This window comes from Kitasatospora sp. NPDC029367, from assembly GCF_055569135.1.
Window position 1 is genome coordinate 1 of sequence record NZ_JBVHYH010000019.1, and the last position, 20769, is coordinate 20769.

Below are 20769 nucleotides of genomic sequence, written 5' to 3' on the forward strand. Positions count from 1 at the left end.
CCTCAAAAGTGTGATAAGGGGCCACCACCGGTGTCCTCGGCTCGGGAGACACCACCTCAAGAGAGCCCCCCCCCAGGGAGCACCCCCCCCCCTGGGGGGGGGGGGGGGGGGGGGGCCCCCCCCCCCGCTCCTCGGGCTTTCAGGGGGTGGCCTTTCCGGGGGTGGCGCTGACGGACCGCGAGCCGACCTGCGCCACCGCCGCGGCGAGGAGCGCGACGCACCCGCCGACCACCAGCACCGCGGACGGCGAGGAGGCGTCGACGACCGCGCCACCGGCCAGGGCGCCGAGCGAGATGGTGGCCTGGAAGGAGGAGGTGAACACCACCGTGGCCGCCTCCGGGGCGTGCGGGGCCGCGCGGACGAACCAGGCCTGCACGCAGACCGGGACGGCGCCGTACGCGAGGCCCCAGGTGACGAGCAGCAGCACCGCACCCGGCCGGGACGCCCCGAGGACCGGGAGCAGCAGGACCGAGGCCGCGAGCAGGCCGATCGCGAGGGTGAGGGCGCCGCGGCGCCGACCGGCCCACAGCCCGCCCGCGAAGTTGCCCGCGACGCCGGCGGCCCCGTAGACCAGCAGGAGCACGGAGACGGCGTCCGGCCCGGCGTGCGTCACGTCCTCCAGGAAGGGCGTGACATAGGTGTACGTGCCGAAGTGGGCGGTCACCAGCAGCAGGGTGACGACCAGGCCGGCCCGGACCGGCCCGGTGCGCAGCAGCCCGCGCAGCACGGCGAGGCGGGTGGGGGCCTGCGGCGGCAGCGCGGGCAGGGTCACGGCGAGGGCGGCGGCCACGGCGAGGCTCAGCAGCGCCATCGCCGCGAAGGCGGCCCGCCACCCGGCCAGGTGGCCGAGCAGGACCCCGGCGGGTACGCCGAGGACCGAGCCCAGGGGTACCGCCGAGAAGATGACGGAGTTGGCCCGCGCCTGCCGCTCGGCGCCGACCAGACGCGGGGCGAGCCCGGCGCCGAGCGACCAGAACGCGCCGATGACGACCCCGAGCACGATCCGGGCGGTGAGCACCGCCCAGTAGCCGGGGGCGAGCGCGTTGAGGAGGTCGGCGAGCGCGAGGGCGAGCATCAGGCCGCAGAGCACGGCGCGCCGGTCGGCCCGCCGCACGGCGACCGTCACGGCGGGGGCGGCGACCGCCGCGACGGCGCCCGGCAGGGTCATCATCAGCCCGGCGGTGCCGTCCGAGATCCGGAAGGTGGCGCCGATCGGGGTGAGCAGGCCGATCGGCAGGATCTCGGTGGTGACGATGGCGAAGATCCCCGCCATGAGGGAGCCGACGGCCGGCCAACCCCGTTCTGGCGTACGGGCGGTGGCGGGTGAGGTGGGGCGGAGGGTGGTGGACACCCGTCCAGTGCAGCAGCGGCCCCGGCCCCGGCGCTGGCGTGAATGCGACCTGGACGGCCCGGGGCTCGGGCGAGGTGGCCGGCCCGGGGCTCAGGCGAGGTGGACGGCCCTGGGCTCAGGCGAGGTGGTCCGCGAGCAACTCGGCGCAGGCGTCGGGGCGTTCGAGGAGCGGCAGGTGGCCGGTCTCCGGCAGGGTCGCCAGCCGGCAGTCCGGGACGGTGTCGCGGAGCAGCTCGGCGTTGCGGGTGAAGGCGGGCATGTCCTCCTCGCCCAGGACGACCAGGGTGCGGGCGGTGATCCGGCGCAGGTCGTCCACCGTGTGCCGGTGGGCGGTGAGGGCGTCCATGGCGCGGTTGCCGAGCTCGGCCCAGCTGTGCCGGGCGACCACTTCCCGGAGGGCGGCGCGGAGTTCGGGGTGGCGCCGGGTGCCGGTGAAGATGTCCGGCGGGGACTGCATCCAGAGGTCGGCGAGCTGTTCGCCGGGGCCGACCATGCGGTGGAGCATGGTCAGCTGCTGGTAGCGGACCCGGGCGGAGTCCTCGTTGGGGGTGCCGGCCAGGGTGGGGGCGGCGAGGACCAGCCGGTCGAGCGCTCCGGGCTGCTGGATCGCGAGCTGGAGGGCCGAGACGGAGCCGAAGGAGAGGCCGACCAGTCGGCGGGCGCCGGTCTCCTTCGCCACCTCGGCCAGCTGCCCGGCCAGGGCAGGGAGCGTCAGCCCCGGGGGGAGCGGGGCGGAGCCGCCGTGGCCGGGCAGGTCGACGCCGATGTGGGTGAAGCCGGGGAGGCGGTCCCACAGCGGCTGCCAGGTGGTGGAGTCCATGGTGTAGCCGTGGATCCACAGCACGGCCGGGCCCTCGCCCTGGCGGTGGAGGTTCAGGTCAGTCGTCAAGTCGGGCTCCGAAGTCGGCGCAGAACCGGCGGAAGGCGAGCACCGGCTCGTCGCGGGCGTCGTAGCGCGGGGTCATGGTGTGGTCCAGGTGCTCCCAGACCACCTTGTCCTCGGCGAGCGCCTTCTCGCTGCCACCGAGCAGGGCCGGCAGCGCCGCCCGCTGGTCCTCGCGGACGCCGATGGCGACCCGGGCGACGCAGCCGCCGTCCCCGGTCGGGACGGAGCCGGTGACGATCACCTGCCGGGTCTCGGGCGGGCCGAACTCGGTGACCACCACGTTGGGGCTGAACGCCTGGGCGTGGAAGCGCGGCTTGAAGTCCCAGCGGACCCGGCCGGTGCGCACCGCCTCCCAGCGGATCTCCTCCAGCGTGCGGGCGTCCTGCCAGGGCGAGGTCTGCATCAGGAACTCGCCCTCGATGACGAGCTCGCCGTGCTCACCCGCCCGGGTGGCCATCCCCCGGTTGCCGGGGACGCCGTGGACGGCCTTGAAGTGGTCCGGGTCGAAGGCGTTCTCGACGACGTACTCGGACGGCACCGCGACCGGCAGGGAGACGGCCGCGACCAGCGGGTACTCCTCCTGCCAGCCCTGGACCGACCGCTCGAAGCCGCGGTCGCCGTCCGGGTGCTCGGAGAGTCGGACGAACACGGCGTCGCCCCACTCCAGCACCCGGTGCTCGGCGACGGACCAGTGCTTGGACGGGTCGCCGAGGCCGATCCGCTTGCCGTGGAAGGGGCAGACCACGCAGTCGCCCTCGCGCCGCCCGCCGTAGCCCAGGTGGGCGCCGCGGTGCGGGCAGTTGGCGTCCAGGACGCGGACCCGCCCGCCGTCGCGGACGGCGATCAGGCGGCGCGGTCCGATCGCCAACGGGGTGATGTCGTCGGCCAGTTCGGATCGGAAGGCCAGCAGGTACCAGCCGTGGTGCACGGTCATCGGGCTCACGATCATCGGAGGGCGTTCATCGGCGGGCGTTCATCGGCGGGCGTTCATCGGAGCGCGTTCGTCGGAGCGCCTTGAGGACTTGTTCGGCGGCCCGCTCGCCGCTCGCCAGGGCGCCCTGCACCCAGGGCAGTTGCTCGCCCGCGACCGTCGCCTCGCCGGCGAAGAAGAGGGTGTCGTCGACCGGCTCGGCCCACTGCCCGGCAGCGTCCTCCAGACCGGCCCGGGGTGCGGTGAACGCCCCGCGCGCGTACGGGTCCTGGCCCCAGTCGGCGACCGCGACGTCCAGCACGGTGGCACCGGAGGTCCAGGGCAGGGCGGTGGCCAGCAGCTCGGACAGCGCCGTACGGTCGGCCAGCGCCGTACGGTCGGCGACGGCCGCGCGCAGCGAGGCGGCGGCGCCCGCCTTGGCGACCACCAGCACCTCGGGGCGCCCGGCGGCGCAGCGGGTGAAGCCGGTGCGGCCGTCCACGTCGAAGACGATCACGGTGTCGGGCGCGGGCCGGTCCAGGGTGACCACCGCACAGCAGCCGTCCCCGGCGGGCAGGTCGGCGGCAGCCGCCAGCTTCCACGCGGGCAGGCCGGGCATCGCCACGGCCGGCGGGACGGTGAGCACGACAGCGCGGGCGACCGCGCTCCCGGCGTCCGTCCGTACCGTGACCTGACCGGGCTCGTACGACAACTCCCGGACCACCGAGCCGAGCCGGACGTCCAGCCCCTCGGCCAGCCGCTCGGGCAGCCGGGCCAAGCCGCCGTCGACGGCGAACTCGCCCTCGCCGACGGCGTCCCCGCGGTGTGCGGCGGCGACTCCGGCGGCGCTCAGCTGCTCCGGGTCGGTGGCCCAGTTCTGCCGGAACCACTCGGTGGCGGCCGCGGCCTCGGCGCCGGTGCTGCCGCAGGCGCGCAGCCAGCTGCCGACGGACAGGCCGGTGACACCGGGCGTGCGCAGCAGCGCGGCCTCCAGCTGCCAAGGGGCGCGGCGGCCGGTGCTCAGCGCGCCCATCGACCGCTCGGCGCCGTCCTCGACGATCCGGGCGGTGACCCGGCGCGGGACGGCCGCGGTACGGCCGGGGCCGAGCAGGTCGTGCACCGGGTTGTGCTCCCCGTGCACGACCTGGGCGCCGAGTTCCAGCGGCGGGCCGCCGTCGGCGGGCCGGAAGGTGTGGATCCGCCCGCCGAGCCGCTCCCGGGCCTCGTGCACCACGACCCGCAGGCCCTCCCGGGCCAGCAGTCGGGCGCAGTTGAGCCCGGACGCTCCGGCGCCGACCACGATGACGTCGTAGGTGGTCACAGCCCGCCCCCGAGCTCGATCGGGAGGGCCCGCAGCCGGCGGGGGACGAGGCACTGGTCCCAGTCCGGGGCACCGTCCGGGCTGCGCAGGGCCGGGAAGCGGCGGACCAGCCGGGGCAGCAGCAGGGCCGCGGTCTGCCGGACCAGCGGGGCGGCCAGGCAGAAGTGCGGGCCGCCGCCGAAGCCGAGGTGGGGGTTGGGGCTGCGGTCGAGGCGCAGCGCGTCCGGGTCGGCGAAGACCTCCGGGTCTCGGTTGGCGGCGGTGAGCACCGCGAGGACCCGGGCGCCGGGCGGCAGCACGCCGCCGGCCAGTTCGACCCGGTCGGTGGTGACCCGGGCGGTGAACGGGATCGGGGCCTCCAGCCGGAGCAGTTCGTCCACCGCGAGGCGGGCGAGGTCCTCGTCGGCGGCGGCGAGCCGGGCGACGGCCGGGCGGTCGGGCAGCAGCAGGTGCAGCGCGTTGCCGATGAACTCGGCGAGCGGCTGCCAGCCGCCGATCACGGCGAGGTTGAGGACGCCGAGCATCTCGGCGCGGCTGAGCCGGTCGTCGGCGGCCAGGGCGGCCAGCGGGACGTCCCGGCCCTCGACCCGGGCGGTGTGGCCGTCCAGGTAGTGGGTGAGCGCGGTGGCGGCGCTGCGGCCGAGGGCGGCGCGGGCCGGGGGCACCATCGGGTCGAGGTTGACGGAGGCGGCCCGGGCGAGCGCCTCGAAGCGCTTCAACTCAGCTGCGGGCAGGCCGAACAGCCGCGCGTACACGGCGGTGGCGAGCGGCCGGCCGAGGTCGGCGACGGCGTCCACCCGCCCGCCGTCCGGCAGCCGGTCGAGCAGGGCGTCCACGTCCGCGGCGAGCCCGTCGGCGAGGGAGCGGACGGCCGCCGGCCCCAGGAGCAGCGCCCCCGGGGCCCGGAGCCGCTGGTGGTCCGGCGGGTCGGTGGTGAGCATGGACGGCGGCAGGGCGTCCTCGCGGGCGCGTTCCCGCTGGCCCTGGGCGGCGGAGAAGCGCGGGTCGCGCAGCACCGTCGCGCAGTCGGCGTGCGCGGTGACCAGCCAGAGCCGGGACGCGGGGTCGTGGTGGACCGGGTCGTTGGCCCGGAGCCACCGGTACGCCGGGTGCGGGTTCGCCCGCCCGGCGGGGGCGAACGGGTGGATCAGGTGCTCCGGCAGGCGCACCGGTGCCGTCGTCATGTTCCAGCTCCGAGGAGGTCTCAGCGGACCCGGGGTCCGCGCCAGCGGAAGGAGAAGGCGGTCAGCACCAGGCCGGCCAGCGACCAGGCGACCAGGACCATGGCGATGTGGCCCAGTTCCCAGTTCCCGGCGGGCTCCACGGCGGTGAAGGAGTCCGGCAGGAAGACCGAGCGGAAGCCCTGGGCCATCCACTTGACCGGGAAGAACGCCGCCACCGTCTGCATCCAGGCGGGGAGTTGGCCGAACGGGAAGAACACGCCGGAGATGAACTGCAGCACCATGAAGACCGGGGTGACGATCGCCGCCGCGGACCGGCTGTTGGGGATCAGCGCCGAGTAGGCGGCGCCGGCCATCGCACAGGCGACGGTACCGAGCGCGAGGTCCCAGCCGAGGGTGAACCAGCGTTCCGGGGTGCTGGGCAGCGGCAGCCCGAACAGGGCCAGCGCGATGCCGATCAGCAGCACGGCCTCCAGCGCGGTGGTGACGATGACCCGCACCAGCTTGCCGACGAAGTACGCCGACTTGGGCATCGGGGTCATCGCGAGCCGGCGGACGGTGCCGGTGTCGCGCTCGATCGCGATGTTGATCGCGAGGCCGGAGAAGGAGGTGCTCATCACGCCGGCGGCGATGATGCCGGCCATGAACACCTGCTTGAGGTCGGTGTCGGTGCCGGCCACCTTCCCGGAGAAGATCGAGCCGAAGACGACCAGCAGGATCACCGGGAACATCAGGGTGAAGACCAGCGACTGCTTGTTCCGGAAGAACGCGCGCAGTTCGACCTTCGAGCGGGCCGCGCCGGCCCGCCAGATGCCGGGCAGCCGGCCGGTGTGCCGGGCCGCCCGGGGGGTGCCGGTGACCGGGGCGGTCGTGCTGGGCTGGGTGAGGGTCATCGCGTGCCCGCCTCGGAGATGAGCTGGGTGGTGTCGGCGCCGCGGTCGGTGCCGTCGGCGTGCTCCCTGATCAGGTCCAGGTACACGTCCTCCAGGGTCGGCCGGTGCACCCGCAGTTCGGGCAGCTCGCCCACCCCCGCCTGGTGCGCCCACGGGACCAGCGCCGCGAGCAGCGCGGTCGGGGCGTGGGTGCCGATCCTGAGCACGCCGTCCGCGCCCACCGGGGCCGGGTCGGCCCCGGGTGGCAACGACGGCAGCGTGCGGCCGGCCAGCTCCGGCGGAATCCGGAAGGAGACCGTGGTCGGAGTCTGCGTTCGGCCGCCGAACTCGGCCAGCGGCCCGCACTGGACCACCCGGCCGGCGACGATCACCGCGGCGCGCTCGCACAGCGCCTCGGCCTCGTCGAGGTAGTGCGTGGTGAGCACGGTGGTACGACCGCGCTCGGAGAAGTAGCGGACCAGGTCCCAGGCCTCCCGGCGAGCCACCGGGTCCAACCCGGTGGTGGGTTCGTCGAGGAAGATCAGGTCCGGGTCGCCGACGATGCCCACCGCGACGTCGAGCCGACGGGCCTGTCCCCCGGAGAGGTCGGTGCTCTGCTTCTTCTCGTGCTTGCCCAGTCCGACCATGTCGATGACCTGGCCGACCGGGAGCGGGTTCGGGTAGAACGCCGCGAAGTGCTCGACCACCTCACGGACCGTCAGGTCCGAGTAGGCGCCGGTGGTCTGCGGGACCACCCCGATCCTGGCGCGCCAGTCGCGCCGGTCCTCGGCTGGGTCGCAGCCGAGGACCCGCACGTCACCGCCGGTTCGCTGGCGGACGCCTTCCAGGATTTCGACGGTCGTCGTCTTGCCCGCGCCGTTCGGCCCGAGCAGGGCGAAGACCTCACCCTGGTGGATGTCCAGATCCAGACCCTGGACCGCGTGCCAGTCGCCGTAGCTCTTGCGAAGGCCGCGGACTGAGACGGGGTGTTCCCCGACGGCAGTCGCCACTGTGGATCGCTCCTTGGTGGGGTGATCAGGTCGGCCTGGTCATCAGGTCGACCGGCCGGGCGCCTTGCCCGGCTTGCGGGTTTCCCGGCTGGATCAGGTGCAGCAGCAGCACGGGCAGCAGCAGGAGTTGCCGCCGGCCGCGATGTCCGACAGGTCGCCCTCGCTGAGCTCGGCGGTGTCGATCTGCGGGGTCTCCGGGATGTGGAACTCGTAACGGCCGGTCGCCAGACCGATCTCGTACAGCTCGACCTGCACCTCGAGGTTGCCCTCCTGCTCGCCCTCGGCGGCAGTCTGGACGATGACGATCTCGGCGTCGGCCGGGAGCTCCAGGCCGGCCTCGGCGAGGGCGGCGCGGGCGTCGGTACGCAGGCGGGCCGCGTACTCCTCGCTCGACCAGGCGCTGATCAGGGCGCGGGTGTAGCCGTTGACGAACTCGGCCCGCTTCCTCTGGTCCAAAGCCATGAGAATTTCCTTTTCTCTGGTTTCCGGTTGGCCGTCGGCCGGCCTCGGCACTTTCGTGCTTCCCGGCGCTGCCGACGAATGAAGAATGACACGGCCGCAATTGGCCGCCAAGACCTCACTTCCGGTGCCCGGACTAAGTATTGAGCACGTGCGGCCGGTGCGGTAGATTTCAGGCGTCCCGCGCCCTTGAATACGCATCAGAATACGTATCGACATACGCATCCGAATGCGTACCGGGAAATCGACGGGAAATGCGTACGTACGTGTTCGCCGGGCGCGTACGCATTCCGGAAGTCCCGGGTGAGCACCGAGAGGAAACACGGGGGTGGTCCGCACCGTGCCTACGCACACCGTCCCGCCAGGCCCTGCCGACGACATCGACATGGCGCTGATGAGGGAGTCGCCGCTCGACTTCATCACCGGCCTGGCCCGCAGCTACGGCGACGTCACCCGGCACCGTGCCGACGGCGACACCGTCTACCTGCTCAACCGGCCCGAGTACGCCCGGCACGTCCTCAAGGACAACGGCGCCAACTACACCAAGGAGGGCACCCCGGACGACGCCATGCTGCGCCCGCTGCTCGGCAACGGGCTGCTGACCAGCAACGGCGCCGACTGGGCCCGCCAGCGGCACCTCACCGCGCCCGCGTTCCGCCCCACCGCCGTCCGCACCTTCGACGGCATCGTCACCGACGCCACCGCCGGGATGCTGGAGCGCTGGCGGCCCGCCATCGAGGCCGGCACCCCGCTGGAGGTGGACCAGCACCTCACCGCGCTCACCCTCGGCATCCTCACCCACGCCATCCTGGGCGCCGACCTCGACGGCATCGGCGAGGGCTTCGCCCGTGCGGTGGACGCCGTCAACCGCTGCATCGGCCACTACGTACCGACCCCGGACCCGGACCCGGCCGACACCGCCCGCCGGTACGCCGACTTCGGCCGCGCCCGGGTGTTCCTCAACACCGTCACCCGCACCCTGATCGCCGCCCGCCGCGCGGGCGGGGGCAGCACGGGCGGGGGCACGGGCGGGGGCAACGCGGGCGGGGGCACGGGCGGGGGCGCCGCCGGAGCGGGCGGCGACCTGCTGGACACCCTGATGTCCAGCCACCACCTGGTCTCCGACGAGGACCTCCGCGACCAGGTGCTGACCATCGTGATGGCCGGCCACGAGACCACCGCCAAGTCCCTGACCTGGACCCTCTACCTGCTCGACCGCCACCCCGAGGAGCTGGCCAAGGTCCGCGAGGAGGTCGACCGCGTCCTCGGCGGCCGCCCGCCGACCGCCGCCGACCTGGCCGCCCTCCCGGCCTGCCGGCGGGCGATCCAGGAGGCCATGCGGCTCTACCCGCCGGTATGGCTGATCTCCCGCCGGGCCGTCGGGCCCGACGTCATCGGCGGGTACCACGTCGAGCCCGGCACCCTGGTCTGCGTCAGCCAGTGGGTGCTGCACCGCCACCCCGAGTACTGGGAGCGGCCGGACGCGTACCTCCCGGACCGCTTCGACGGCGCCGACCTGCCCAGCCACCTCTACCTGCCGTTCGGCGGCGGCGACCGGATCTGCGTCGGCCAGCACTTCGCGATGCTGGAGGCCGTCCTGGTGCTCGCCTCCCTGCTCCAGTCCGTCCGGCTGGAGCTGGTCGAGGGCTTCCCGGTCGAACCCGAGGCCCTGGTCACCCTCCGCCCCAAGCACGGCATGACGATGATCGCGAGGCCCCGATGAGCACGCCCGTACGACCGGTCGGCGGTTCCTACGACCCCGCCCGCACCACCGGCGGCGGCCTCGCCGCCGAACTCGACCGGCTGGAGGCGCAGGCCGCGCTCTCCTTCCCCGAGGAGCTGCGCATCCTGCGCGAGCTCGGCCTGTCCTCGGCCCGCACGGTGCTCGAACTCGGCGCCGGGCCGGGCGCGGTGACCCGCCGGCTGCGCGCCGCCCTGCCCGCCGGTACCGAACTGGTCGCCGCCGACATCGACGGCGAACTGCTCGCCCACGCGGCCGGCCCCGGGGTGACCCTGCTGGTCGCCGACGGCGCCGAACTGCCGCTGCCGGACGCGAGCGTGGACTTCGTCCTGCTGCGCTACGTCCTCCAGCACGTGCCCGACCCGGTCGCGGTGCTCGCCGAGGTCCGCCGGGTACTGCGCCCCGGCGGCACCGTCGCCGTCACCGAGGTCGACTCCGCGCTGTGGGGCGCCGCCGAACCCTCGTACCCCGAACTCGCGGGCGTACACGCCAAGATGGCCGCCGCCCAGCGGGCCGACGGCGGCGACCGCTCGATCGCGCGCCGGCTCCCCCGGCTGCTGCGCGCGGCCGGCTTCGAACGGCCGGTGCTGCGCCCGTTCGCCACCACCAACGACGACCACCCGACCGACGCCTTCGCCCCGCAGCTCGGCCCGCGGCGCCTGGAGCCGCTGGTCGCCCGGGGCGTCCTCTCGCTGGCCGAACTCGCCCTCGCGGCGGACCGCTGGAACCGCTTCCGGTCGGACCCCGACGCCTGGGTGATGCTGCTCGGCCTCACCGCCGCCGCGACCGCACCCGCGGGCCGCGGACCGCAGGAAACCGCCTGACCGCACCACACCCCTCCCGGAAACCGGAAAGGAACACCTCCATGCACCCCAAGGTGAAGATCTTCATCACCATCTTCTGCTACATCAGCGCCGTCGCCGGCCTGGTCACCGCCGTGATGGACGCCAGCCACAAGCCCGCCGACACCACCTCCGCGGTGGTCGCCGGCGTGCTCGGGGTGGCCTTCCTGCTGGGCGGCCTGGCGCTGACCCGGAAGCCGCGCTACTGACGATGGCGCCCGGAGGCTTAGCAGCGGGAACGGGTCGGGGGGGGGGGGGGGGGGGGGGCCGCACCCCCCCCCCCCCCCCCCCCCCCCCCCCCCCCCCTCCCCCCCCCCCCCCCCCCTCCCCCGTATGCCGCGGCTACTCGGCCTCGACCACGACCGTCAGCTCGGCCAGCGCGGCGTCCAGCGCCCCGCCCACCTCCTCGGGGCCGTCCCCGACCGCGATCACGTGCCCCAGCCGGTCGTACGCCTCCCGGACCGGCCGCACCGCGCGCCCGGCGGCCGCCGTCACGGTGACCCGCTCCACCCCGGCGACCGCGGCCGCCCGCTCGACGCCCTCGACGGCCGTCAGCCGGCCCTGATCGGCGGCGATCAGGAAGCGGATCCCCGCCGAGCGGGACCGCTCCGGGGTCAGGTTCAGCGGCAGCCCGGCGGCGGCCCGGATCTGCTGGTCCAGCAGGTCGATGCCGGTCGCGGGCCGGATCAGCTCCGGGATCATGCCGCCGGCCAGCCGGGCGTTGATCTCGATCACGGCCGGCCCGTCGGCGGTCAGCCGCAGCTCGACGTGCGCCGGGCCGCGCTCCAGGCCGACCGCCTCCAGGCTCCGCCGGGCGGTGTCGGCCATCGCCGCCGCCGTCTCCTCGGGCAACACGGCCGGGAACAGGTGCCCGGTCTCCACGAAGTACGGCAGCTCGCTGACGGTGCGCTGGGTGATGCCGACGCAGTACGTCTCGCCGTCCGCCCGGAACATCTCGGCGCTGAACTCCGGCCCGGTCAGATACTCCTCCACCAGCACCGTCCCGGCGCTGGCCTGGCCGCGCACGTTGCGGGTGACGGCCAGCAGCTTGCGGGCCTGCTCGGCGACGGTGGCGACGTCCTCGCACCAGAGCACCTCGTGCGAGCCGGACTCGTCCACCGGCTTCACCACGCAGGGCAGGCCCACCGCCGCGACCGCCGCCTCCACCTCGGCCGGGTCGCGCACCTCGGCGAAGCGGGGCTGGCGCACCCCGTGCGCCAGCAGGGTGCGCCGGGTCGCCGACTTGTCCCGGCAGGCGGCCAGCGCCGCGGCCGGGTTGGCCGCCACGCCCAGCCCCTCGGCCAGCGCGGCCGACTGGACCAGGTAGTACTCGCTGGTCGTGGTCACGCCCGCCACCTCGCGGTCGCCGGCCGCGACCTCGGCGGCCTTGCGCAGCGCCTCCGGGTCGTCGGTGTCGCAGACCACCACCCGGGCGCCGGTCTCCGCCAGGCCCTGGTAGCGGGCCGGGTCCACCACGAACAGCACCGGCTCCAGGCCGAGCCGCACGGCCGTGGTCAGCGCGAGCATGCCGGTGCCGGTGGTGTTGGACTCCACGAAGAACAGCAGCGGGCGCTCCCGGCGGGATATCCGCGCGTACGACCAGGTGCGGACCAGCTCGCCGTAGCGGACGGGGGTGGGCTCGGTGGCGATCGCGGGGGCGTCCGTGATGCCGACCGTGGTGCCGTCCGGGGTGCCGGACACCGCGGCGTCGGCGGCGTACACCGTGTCCACGTAGCGGTCGCCGCGGTCCGGCATGATGCCGACCAGCTTGGTGCCGGGCGCGGCGTGCGCTGCCAGGTGGGTCAGCACCCGGTAGACCGAGCCGGAGGTGTTCCCCGCGAAGATCTTCTGCTCCCGGGCCAGCGCCCGGGTCGCGGCGAAGGCCTCGTCGTCGGAGAGCCAGTGCACCTCGTCGATCAGCCGGTAGTCGATGTTGTCCGGGTAGAGGCTGTTGCCGAGGCCGGACTGGCGCCGGGTCGGCACGTCGGGCTGGCCGAACAGCACACTGCCGACGGCGTCCACGCCGACCACCGTCAGCTCGGGGAAACGTTCCAGCAGGGCCCGGGACGTCCCACACAGCGACCCGCCGCTGCCCACCGAGCCCACCACCACGTCCACCGTGCCGAGGTCGTCCACCAGCTCCTCGGCCAGGCCCCGGTAGGCCGCCGGGTTCTGCGGGTTGGAGTACTGCTGCGGCCAGAACGCGCCCGGCAGACCGGTCATCAGCTCGGCCAGCAGGTCCAGCCGGGCCGACTGCCAGCCCTGGTCGCCCATCGCCGACACCACGTGCACCTCGCAGCCCAGGGTGCGCAGCTTGGCCAGGGTGATCGGGTCGATCCGCGGATCGGTGACGATGTGCACCGGGTGCCCCAGGTGGGTGCCCACCAGCGCCAGGCCGAGCGCCATCGTCCCCGAGGAGCTCTCCACGATCGGCGCCCCGGGTCGCAGGGCCCCGGAGCGGCGGGCCTCGGTGACGACCTGCCGGGCCACCCGGTCCTTCATCGCGAAGGCGTTCGCCAGCTCCAGCTTCGCGTACACCTCGACGCCCTCCGGCGCGGGCACCCGCAGCCGGACCAGTGGCGTGTGGCCGATGGCGTCGACGATCGATTCATGCCGCATCAGCAAGCTCCATGTCCTGAAGGGTGAGGGCCCGCACCGTGCTGGTGGTGCCGGGCAGGGTCGAACAGGCCGCCAGGGCGGCGGCGAGCCGGGGCCCGTGGTCGGCGTCGTTCTCGTCCAACAGGACACCCAGCAGGGTGCCGCTGTGCGCGCACACCACCCCTGCGGCGCCGACCCGTTCGGCGATCGCCAGCACCGCGTCGAGGTTGCGCTTGGGCGCCAGCCGCTGGTTCAGCACCGCGCTGCGGCTGGTCACCGCCCCCACCCGGGCGAGGTCCCCGGCCCGCACCGCCGCACCCAGCTCGGCCAGCAGCTCCGCGTACTCGGCGCGCTGCGCCGGGGAGAACACCTTCGGCACCCGGTTGAACGCCACCGTGTCCAGCAGCCCGCCCTCGTCCACCGCGACCACGGTCGCCGCCGGCAGGCCGCCCAGGCGCTCGCGCAGCCGCACCTCGCGGTGCTCGAAGGCCACCACCTCGGGGTGCATCACCCCGTCGGTCGGCTCGATCGGGCGCAGCCAGCGCTCCACCTCGGCGGGCGAGGTGTCCAGGCCCACCGCGGCGCCGACCGCCCGCACGGTGGCCACCAGGTCGGCCGAGGAGCTGGCCATGCCCTTGCCGACCGGCAGGTCGCCGTCCAGCAGCAGCACCCCGCCGGCCGGGCGCCCGCAGGCCGCGAGCATCGCCTCGGCCACCCGCCGGGTCTTGGTCTTGTGCGAGGGGAACACCCGCAGCGGGCCGCCCGGGTCGAGCCGGAAGCGGGCCCGCGCCCAGCGGTCGACCGGCAGCGTCACCAGGAACTCCTGGCCGCCGGGCAGGGCGCCCTGGAGCAGCTCGCCGAAGGTGCCGAAGGCGCGGGCCGAGCCGGTGCGCAGGTCGACGCCCGGGCGGGGGGAGGCGAAGGACGGGCGGCGCGGCGGCGGGACGGCGCCGGCGGACGGGGCCGCCGCCGGGGCCGGGCGCGCGGAGGAGGGCGGGGTCACCGCTGCGCCGGGGCGTCTGCCGAGGCGTCTGCCGAGGCGTCTGCCGGGGCCGCGAGCAGCGCCGCGACCTCGTCCGCGGCCGCCCGTACGACCGCGGCCCGCTGCGCCCAGCACTCGGTCAACCGCTCCTGCTCGGCGCCGAGTTCGGCGAGGGTGGCGCGGACCTGGTCGGGGTGGGTCGAGCCGACCGAGGTCTTGGCGCGCAGGCCCGCCTCGACGCTCAGCGAGGCCGCCAGCAGCTCCTGCGGCCCGGCCAGCCGGTGCCCGGCCTCCTCCGCGACCGCCGCCAGCAGCGCCGCGTCCCCGTCGGCCGGGGCCAGGCCCTTGTCCAGCGCGGCCCTGATGTAGCGCCCGGCGATGATCTGCGCCGTCCGCCAGGGCACGCCCTCGTCCAGGGTCAGCCGGTTGGCCAGGGTGAAGCCGCCGAGGAACTCGCCCTCGCAGGCCGCCCGCATCCGGTCGGTGCGGAACACCAGCCCGGTGACCACGGCGTGCGCCAGCCGCAGGGTCGAGCGCAGCGCCTCGGTCTGCACCCGCAGGTGGGCGCCGGCCTCCTTGGACACCTCGACGGTGTTGGTGTACGGGGTGTTGCGCTGGGCCGCCGCCAGCTCGGCCGCGCTGCCCGCGACCAGCGCGCAGCGGCCGCGGATCCGCTCCAGCACGGGGAAGTTCTTCTTCTGCGGCATCGCGGCGGAGATTCCGGACAGCTCGTCCGGGAGGTCCAGGAAGCCGTGGGCGCTGCCGCCCCAGGCCATCAGGTCGGTGGTGAAGCGGCTCAGCGCGACGGCGAAGTTGGCCGCCTCGGCCGCGATCGCCAGCGCCCAGCCGCGCGAGGCGACGGCGACCAGGGCGTGCGGCTGGGGCCGGGCGAAGCCGAGCAGCCCGGCCATCCGGGAACGGTCCCAGTCGAGTTCCTGCCCGGCCATGCTGCCGGCGCCCAGCGGGCAGGCGTCGATCTCGTCGTACGCGGCCAGCAGTCGGCGCACGGCGGTCAGCGTCTCGCTGGACAGCGCGGCCAGGTAGAAGCCGGGGCTGATCACCTGGGCGGCCTGGGCGTGGGTGTAGCCGGGCATCGGCACCTCGACGGCGCCCGCGGCGAGCGCCCGGACGGCCGCGTCGAAGGCCAGCAGGTCGGCGGCCAGCGCCCGGACCTGCTCACGGGCGGAGAGCAGTTGGGCGCAGACCTGGAGGTCGTTGCGGCTGCGGTCGGCGTGCCAGGCGGCGAACGGCGCGACCGGGCCGGCCGCGACGTGCCGCTCCAGGGCGAAGGAGATGTCCGACATGTTCTCGCTCGGGTTCGCCCGGATGCCGTCCTGGTCGACCGTGTCCAGGCGGGCGGCGATCGCGGCGGTGCCCGCCCCGTCGACCAGCCCCATCCGCCGGTACTCCAGCAGCAGCACCTTCTCGATCGCCACGTAGTGCCGCAGCAGGTGCTCGGCCTCGTAGGCGAACTGGGGTGCCAGCACCTCCTCGTGCCACACCTCGCTCGGGATGCCGACGATCCGACCGGTCACCGTCATTGCGTGCTCCTCAGAAGAACCGATGGGGCGGACCGGCCCTCGCCCGGACCCTCCGGCCCGGCCGGTCCGAGGCTGCCGGTGGGGAAACTCTCGGCCCGGCCGTCCCGCCGGCCGTCCCGCCGGCCGGGGTGCCCGGCCGTGCCGGGTGCCCGGCGGGCGGCGGCGGCCGCGGGCAGCCCGGCCAGCGGGGCGGCCGGTTCGGCGAGGCCGGCGGCGAGCAGCGCCAGGTAGTCGTCGAGCAGTGCGCGCGCGGTGGCGGGGGCGAACAGCTCGGTGTCGTACACCAACCGGGCGGCGCGGTCGGCCACTTCGAGCAGCAGGTCGTCCTCGGCATAGCCGCAGGGGGCGCCGAGCTCGCCCTCGGCGAGGTTGAACGCCAGCTGGTGGACGGGCGCGCCCGGCGCCTGCCCGGCGGACAGCTGCGCCAACTCCGGTACGGGCAGCTCCTGGTGCTGCCAGGCGGCGGAGGCGACGCCCTGGACGCGCTCCACCAGCGCGGCGAAGGACGGGTCACCGGAGGTGTCCAGCCGCAGCACCACCTGGCCGGCCAGGGCCCCGACCAGCGACAGCGTCTCGGGCCGGCGCCGGCCCGAGACGGGCACGCCGATCAGATGGTCGGTCCGGCCGGAGCGGTGGTGCAGCAGGGCCGCGTAGCCGGCCAGCAGCACCGGGGCCGGCGACCCACCGAGCCGGTGGGCGCCCGCCCGCAGCGCGGCCGCCAGGCCGTACGGGAACTCGGCGCGGACCTCGGCGCCCGCGAAGGCCCGGGCGGCCGGGCGGGGCCGGTCCAGCGGGAGGCCGTGGCCGGTCGGCCGTCCGGCCAGCCGGGAGCGCCAGAACTCGGCGGTGTCCGAGGGGAGTTCCCGGCGGAGCTGCTGCTCCCTGTCGAGGTTCCCGTCCCGCTCGCGCTGCCGGTCCCGCTCGTACTGCCGGCCCGCCCGCTCGTGCTGTCGGTCCCGCTCGTACTGCCGGTCCGCGAGGTCGGCGAAGTCCAGCAGCCGGTCCGGCAGCACCGGGGCCCGGCCCTGCTCCTCGGCGGCGCACAGTTCGGCGAGTTCGGCGTTGAGCAGGAACAACGAGGCCGGGTCGCAGACCAGTTGGTGGGCGACCAGGACCACCGCCCAGTCCGCCTCGCCGAGCCGGACCGCGACGGCCCGCCACAGCGGCGCCCGGGCCGGGTCGAAGGGCAACACGGCGGCCTGGTCGGCGATCTCGGCCAGCCGCTCGGCGCGCTTGCCGTCGTCCGGGCCGCTGAGATCGGTGAACTCCACCGGCAGCTCGATCGCCGGGTGCACCACCTGCCGCAGTTCGCCGTCCAGCACCCGCACCGAGGTCCGCAGCGCGGTGTGCCGGGCGGTCAGCGCGGCCAGCGCCGACCGGAGCTGCTCCTCGTCGACCGCGGCGTCCAACCGGAAGGTGTCGGCCACGTGCTGGAGCAGCAGGCCCCCGGAGCGGCGGCCGGTCCGCCAGACCAATTCCTGGCCGTGGGCCGCCCGGGCGATCCGCTCCCCCTCCGCGCCGGGCCCGGCCGACCCGGTGGTTCCATCCGCCATCGCAGTTCCTGACCTCGTCGTTCCAACCGTCGCGGACCGGGGCCTGCCCGTCTCGCGGCCCCCTGCCGGGGCCCGCGGCTTCAGGCCACGGGGCTCCCGATCCCGGCACGGACGGCCCGGCCGATGGCGTCCAGGTTGTCGTCGAGGAAGAAGTGACCGCCCGGCAGGACGTGTTGGGCGAACGGTCCGGTGGTGTGCGCGGCCCAGCCGGCCGCGTCCTCGGGTCGGGCCGAGGCGTCCTCGTTGCCGACGAAGGCGGTGATCGGCACCGGCACCGGCGGCTCGTCACCGCAGTCGTAGGCGTCCAGCCAGCCGAAGTCGGCCCGGCAGACGGGCAGGACGAGTTCCAGCAGCTCCGGCTCGTCCAGCACGAAGGCGGGCAGGCCACCGCCGCGGACCAGCCGCTGGAGCATGGCGTCGTCGGGCAGCGCCGACAGGCCGTCGAAGATGTCGTCGCCCCGCGGCTGGTCGGGCCGCGGGCAGCCCGACACGAAGAGGTGGACGGGCAGTTCGGCCCCGGCCCGGCGCAGCCACCGGACCACCTCGAAGGCGAGCAGGCCGCCCATCGAGTGGCCGAACAGCGCGTACGGGCGGTCGGTGGTGGCCGCGACGGCCTCGGCGATCCGGTCCACGTCGACGGCCGCGGGCTCACCGAGGCGGCGCTCCCGGCCCGGCAGGGCCAGCGCGGCGACCTCGACCTCGGGGCCCAGTGCGGCGGGCCAGCGCGCGTAGATGGACGTGCCGCCCCCCGCATAGGGGAAGCAGACGAGCCTGACCGGCGCCTCCGGACGCAATTCTCGGGAAACGAACCATTTGTCGGGGAGTATCTGGCCGTTCACGGGCGCCATCCAGGAAGTCCGGCTTTTGGCCCGAGGTCGTCCGGAAAGTCCATGGTCTCCGAAGCGGCCTTTCTGGAAAAGATGTCAGAACTCATTCGATCCGTCACTGGATCGCCGCTCTGCGGAGGCCGGTTGTGCCGCCTGGTCGGTTCTGCCATCGAGGATGATGAATAGTGTGCCGATCAACCGCTGATGACTGTACCTCAGCTGAGTGAGCACGCTCAATAGTTGGCGATAACCGGCCAGCACCCGGCAGCGCCCCCTCCCGAATGGGCCGTTTCGACAACCCGCCCACCGCGCCCGGGAATCGGGGGCGCAACTCGCGGGGAACTCGCATTGGCTTATCCGGCGGCGCCCGTGCGGTACGGCCCGGCGGCGGGCGGGCACCGACCGCGCGGGAACCGAGCCGGACCGGGCGATGGCCGCCGCCGTCCGGACGGTCGGTCCACGAACCCGAACACCCGGGCGACGGCGGGGCGAACGGGTGTCAGCGCGCCGGGGCCGGGGGCGGTGGCCGGCCGGGTCAGCTCCCGGCCAGCGGGCCCGGGAGCGGGCGGGTGTGCAGGAGGTCCAGCCGGGACACCGCGCGGGTCAGCACCACGTACAGCCGGTGCAGCCCGCGCGGTTCGGCCTCCGCGATGGCGGCCGGCTCCAGGACGATCACATGGTCGTACTCCAGCCCTTTGGCGAGCGAGGCCGGCAGCAGCGTGACCCGGGCCGCGGGGGCGGCCTCCTCGGCCGGGGCGCTCGGGATCCCGGCCGCCACGAGCGCGGCGCCGGCACCCGCCACCGCCGCGTCCGCGGCGATCACCGCGATCGAACCCTCCCGCTCCAGCGCGGCGCGCACCGCGGCCACCAGCGCCGCGTCGAGGTCGGACACCGGCCGGACGGCCACCTCGCCGTCCCGCCGCAGCGAGACGGCGGGCGGCACGTCCACATCCAGGGCCGGCAGCAGCCGGTTGGCCAGCGCCGTCACCGCGGCGGGGACCCGGTAGCCGGTGGTCAGCGGCACCAGCGCGGCCTGCGGCTTGCCCAGGTGGGCGAGTTGCTCGGCCCAGCCGCGGGCCGACCAGGGCGCGGTGGCCTGGGCGAGGTCGCCGAGGACGGTGAGCGAGCCGAAGGCGCTGCGCCGGGCGATCGCCCGGCACTGCATCGGGGAGAGGTCCTGGGCCTCGTCCACCACCACATGGCCGAAGCTCGCCGGGCGCTCGATCAGCCCGGCCAGCTCGTCGAGCAGCAGCAGGTCGGGCTCGGACCACTTGGCGCTCCTCTCCGAGCGCGGCGGCCTGCGCCAGAGGAGTGCGGCCTGCTCCTCGGCGTCGAACAGGCCCTCGGCCGCCTCGGCCAGCACGGCCGGGTCGCCGAGCAGCGCGGCCAGCACGGCCTCCGGGCGCAGCGCGGGCCAGGCCGTCTCCAGGAACGCCGCGACCGGTCGGCTGCGGCCGACCTTCTGCTGCCAGGTGGCGTTCTTGACGTCGGTGCGGCGTTCGGCCTGCTGCTGGAGCAGGGCCACCACCCGGGCGCGGAGGTTCTCCCGCCCGATCGCGTACGGCGGTGCCTGCCCGCGGACCTCGGCGACCAGCCGGTCGAGCCGCTCGGCGGGGACCCGCCAGCGGTAGGAGCCCTCCGGGACGGCCAGCGGCCCGGCACCGGTGGTCCTGATCCGGCCGTACAGCGCCCGGCGCAGCACCTCCGCCATCCGGGCGTCGTGCTTGAGCGCGGCGGCCCGCGCGTCGTCCACCGCGGTGGCCGGGCGGGTGGCGACCAGGTCCTCCACGGTGCACTGGGAGACGTCGAGCTCGCCCAGCGCGGGGAGGACCTCGGCGATGTAGCGCAGGAAGGTCCGATTGGGGCCGATCACCAGCAGGCCGCTGCGCCGGATCCGCTGCGGGAAGCTGTACAGCAGATAGGCGGCGCGGTGCAGGCCGACGGCGGTCTTGCCGCTGCCGGGCGCGCCCTGGACGCAGACCGACTCGGCCAGTTCGCCGCGCACCAGCGCGTCCTGCTCGGGCTGGATGGTGGCGACGATGTCGCGCATCGGCCCGGTGCGCGGGCGCTCGATCTCGGCGGCGAGGAGGCCACCGGGGCGGCCGGGCCCTGGCCCTGGCCCTGGCCCTGGCCCGGGTCCGGGCCAGGGCCCGGCCGCCGTGTCCAGCCGCTCGTCCTCCAGCCCGGTCAGGTCCTCCGGTCGGCCCGGGCTCGACGGCGCCCAGCCGAAGCGTCGGCGCCCGGCGAGCCCGAGCGGGTCGGTGGCGCTCGCCCGGTAGAACGCCCGGGAGACCGGGGCCCGCCAGTCGATCACCAGCGGTGGCGCCGTCGGGTCCTCGGAGATCCGCTGCCGCCCGACGTAGTAGCGCTGCCCCGGTGGTCCCCGGCACCGGGCCCGTCGCCGAAGTCGAGGCGGCCGAAGAAGGCGGGGCTGTCCGGCAGCTCCCGCATCCGTTTGGCGCGGGTCCGCAGGTAGCGGCCCAGCGCCTCGGCGCTGGCGCCGTCGCCCGAGACGTCCTCCCCGGCGACGACCTGGTGGGCGGCGTCCTCGACCTGCCGGGCCATCGCCGCCCGGCAGGCCTCGACGTGGGCCCGCTCGCGCGCCAGCTCACGGTCGAGGTCCTCGGCTCCTGTCGTCATGGCTTCCTCCGCGCTCGACTCGACTGTCGTCCGAAGGATCCAGCTTAGCTTAACC

16 protein-coding genes and 1 pseudogene are annotated in these 20769 nt (G+C 75.2%); 3 read left to right on the forward strand and 14 right to left on the reverse strand.

What is annotated here, in order from left to right; translation table 11 throughout:
• Positions 1 to 139: 139 nt before the first annotated feature.
• The 8 genes from ACZ4W5_RS13180 to ACZ4W5_RS13215 form a co-directional block, all read right to left on the reverse strand.
• Positions 140 to 1351 (reverse strand): MFS transporter, encoded by a 1212-nt coding sequence (locus ACZ4W5_RS13180; protein ID WP_465654244.1) that lies wholly within the window; start codon positions 1349 to 1351, stop codon positions 140 to 142.
• Between the two features lie 115 nt (positions 1352 to 1466).
• Positions 1467 to 2240 carry an alpha/beta fold hydrolase gene (locus ACZ4W5_RS13185; RefSeq protein WP_465654246.1) on the reverse strand — a complete coding sequence of 258 codons (774 nt, stop codon included), beginning with the start codon at positions 2238 to 2240 and terminating at the stop codon, positions 1467 to 1469.
• Positions 2230 to 3171, reverse strand: coding sequence for a Rieske 2Fe-2S domain-containing protein (locus ACZ4W5_RS13190; protein ID WP_465654248.1), 942 nt, complete (start codon positions 3169 to 3171; stop codon positions 2230 to 2232). Before ACZ4W5_RS13190 ends, ACZ4W5_RS13185 begins: the two co-directional genes overlap by 11 nt.
• Positions 3172 to 3196: 25 nt before the next feature.
• Positions 3197 to 4468, reverse strand: a complete 1272-nt coding sequence (locus ACZ4W5_RS13195; RefSeq protein WP_465654250.1) for a flavin monoamine oxidase family protein — start codon at positions 4466 to 4468, stop codon at positions 3197 to 3199.
• Complete coding sequence (locus ACZ4W5_RS13200; RefSeq protein WP_465654252.1) at positions 4465 to 5652, reverse strand: cytochrome P450; 1188 nt, start codon at positions 5650 to 5652, stop codon at positions 4465 to 4467. Before ACZ4W5_RS13200 ends, ACZ4W5_RS13195 begins: the two co-directional genes overlap by 4 nt.
• Positions 5653 to 5672: 20 nt before the next feature.
• Positions 5673 to 6542 (reverse strand): ABC transporter permease, encoded by an 870-nt coding sequence (locus ACZ4W5_RS13205; RefSeq protein ID WP_360237863.1) that lies wholly within the window; start codon positions 6540 to 6542, stop codon positions 5673 to 5675.
• The gene (locus ACZ4W5_RS13210; protein WP_360237861.1) at positions 6539 to 7531 is read right to left on the reverse strand and encodes an ABC transporter ATP-binding protein; all 993 of its coding nucleotides are present in this window, start codon (positions 7529 to 7531) and stop codon (positions 6539 to 6541) included. Before ACZ4W5_RS13210 ends, ACZ4W5_RS13205 begins: the two co-directional genes overlap by 4 nt.
• Positions 7532 to 7624: 93 nt before the next feature.
• The gene (locus ACZ4W5_RS13215) at positions 7625 to 7993 is read right to left on the reverse strand and encodes a hypothetical protein (protein WP_223886012.1); all 369 of its coding nucleotides are present in this window, start codon (positions 7991 to 7993) and stop codon (positions 7625 to 7627) included.
• A 337-nt stretch (positions 7994 to 8330) separates the two neighbouring features.
• On the opposite strand from ACZ4W5_RS13215, the gene ACZ4W5_RS13220 reads away from it, so the two are divergent.
• Genes ACZ4W5_RS13220 through ACZ4W5_RS13230 form a run of 3 tightly spaced genes read left to right on the forward strand, consistent with a single transcriptional unit; the run spans position 8331 to position 10782 of the window.
• Positions 8331 to 9713 (forward strand): cytochrome P450, encoded by a 1383-nt coding sequence (locus tag ACZ4W5_RS13220; protein WP_465654255.1) that lies wholly within the window; start codon positions 8331 to 8333, stop codon positions 9711 to 9713.
• Entirely contained in the window at positions 9710 to 10555 is an 846-nt protein-coding gene (locus ACZ4W5_RS13225) for a class I SAM-dependent methyltransferase (RefSeq protein WP_465654257.1), read from the forward strand. Before ACZ4W5_RS13220 ends, ACZ4W5_RS13225 begins: the two co-directional genes overlap by 4 nt.
• Positions 10556 to 10596: 41 nt before the next feature.
• Positions 10597 to 10782 (forward strand): hypothetical protein, encoded by a 186-nt coding sequence (locus ACZ4W5_RS13230; protein ID WP_360237855.1) that lies wholly within the window; start codon positions 10597 to 10599, stop codon positions 10780 to 10782.
• A gap of 133 nt (positions 10783 to 10915) precedes the next feature.
• Here the strand turns inward: ACZ4W5_RS13230 and ACZ4W5_RS13235 are convergent, their stop codons facing one another.
• The 6 genes and pseudogenes from ACZ4W5_RS13235 to ACZ4W5_RS13260 form a co-directional block, all read right to left on the reverse strand.
• Entirely contained in the window at positions 10916 to 13192 is a 2277-nt protein-coding gene (locus ACZ4W5_RS13235) for a pyridoxal-phosphate dependent enzyme (protein WP_465654259.1), read from the reverse strand.
• Entirely contained in the window at positions 13182 to 14174 is a 993-nt protein-coding gene (locus ACZ4W5_RS13240; RefSeq protein WP_360235562.1) for a GHMP family kinase ATP-binding protein, read from the reverse strand. Before ACZ4W5_RS13240 ends, ACZ4W5_RS13235 begins: the two co-directional genes overlap by 11 nt.
• Positions 14171 to 15694 carry a lyase family protein gene (locus ACZ4W5_RS13245; RefSeq protein WP_465654261.1) on the reverse strand — a complete coding sequence of 508 codons (1524 nt, stop codon included), beginning with the start codon at positions 15692 to 15694 and terminating at the stop codon, positions 14171 to 14173. The genes ACZ4W5_RS13240 and ACZ4W5_RS13245 overlap by 4 nt, the downstream gene beginning before the upstream one ends.
• On the reverse strand, positions 15691 to 17247 hold the full coding sequence (locus ACZ4W5_RS13250; protein ID WP_465654263.1) for a condensation domain-containing protein: 1557 nt from the start codon (positions 17245 to 17247) through the stop codon (positions 15691 to 15693). The genes ACZ4W5_RS13245 and ACZ4W5_RS13250 overlap by 4 nt, the downstream gene beginning before the upstream one ends.
• An 80-nt stretch (positions 17248 to 17327) precedes the next feature.
• Positions 17328 to 18086, reverse strand: coding sequence for a thioesterase II family protein (locus ACZ4W5_RS13255; RefSeq protein WP_465654265.1), 759 nt, complete (start codon positions 18084 to 18086; stop codon positions 17328 to 17330).
• Between the two features lie 523 nt (positions 18087 to 18609).
• Positions 18610 to 20714, reverse strand: a pseudogene (locus tag ACZ4W5_RS13260) (HelD family protein).
• Positions 20715 to 20769: the final 55 nt, after the last annotated feature.

Bases quoted from the DNA above. Each gene is read 5' to 3' on its own strand.
- ACZ4W5_RS13235 (WP_465654259.1), bottom strand. From the start codon at position 13,192: ATGCGGCATGAATCGATCGTCGACGCCATCGGCCACACGCCACTGGTC.
- ACZ4W5_RS13250 (WP_465654263.1), bottom strand. From the start codon at position 17,247: ATGGCGGATGGAACCACCGGGTCGGCCGGGCCCGGCGCGGAGGGGGAG.
- ACZ4W5_RS13245 (WP_465654261.1), bottom strand. From the start codon at position 15,694: ATGACGGTGACCGGTCGGATCGTCGGCATCCCGAGCGAGGTGTGGCAC.
- ACZ4W5_RS13215 (WP_223886012.1), bottom strand. From the start codon at position 7,993: ATGGCTTTGGACCAGAGGAAGCGGGCCGAGTTCGTCAACGGCTACACC.
- ACZ4W5_RS13225 (WP_465654257.1), top strand. From the start codon at position 9,710: ATGAGCACGCCCGTACGACCGGTCGGCGGTTCCTACGACCCCGCCCGC.
- ACZ4W5_RS13190 (WP_465654248.1), bottom strand. From the start codon at position 3,171: ATGACCGTGCACCACGGCTGGTACCTGCTGGCCTTCCGATCCGAACTG.
- ACZ4W5_RS13200 (WP_465654252.1), bottom strand. From the start codon at position 5,652: ATGACGACGGCACCGGTGCGCCTGCCGGAGCACCTGATCCACCCGTTC.
- ACZ4W5_RS13230 (WP_360237855.1), top strand. From the start codon at position 10,597: ATGCACCCCAAGGTGAAGATCTTCATCACCATCTTCTGCTACATCAGC.
- ACZ4W5_RS13205 (WP_360237863.1), bottom strand. From the start codon at position 6,542: ATGACCCTCACCCAGCCCAGCACGACCGCCCCGGTCACCGGCACCCCC.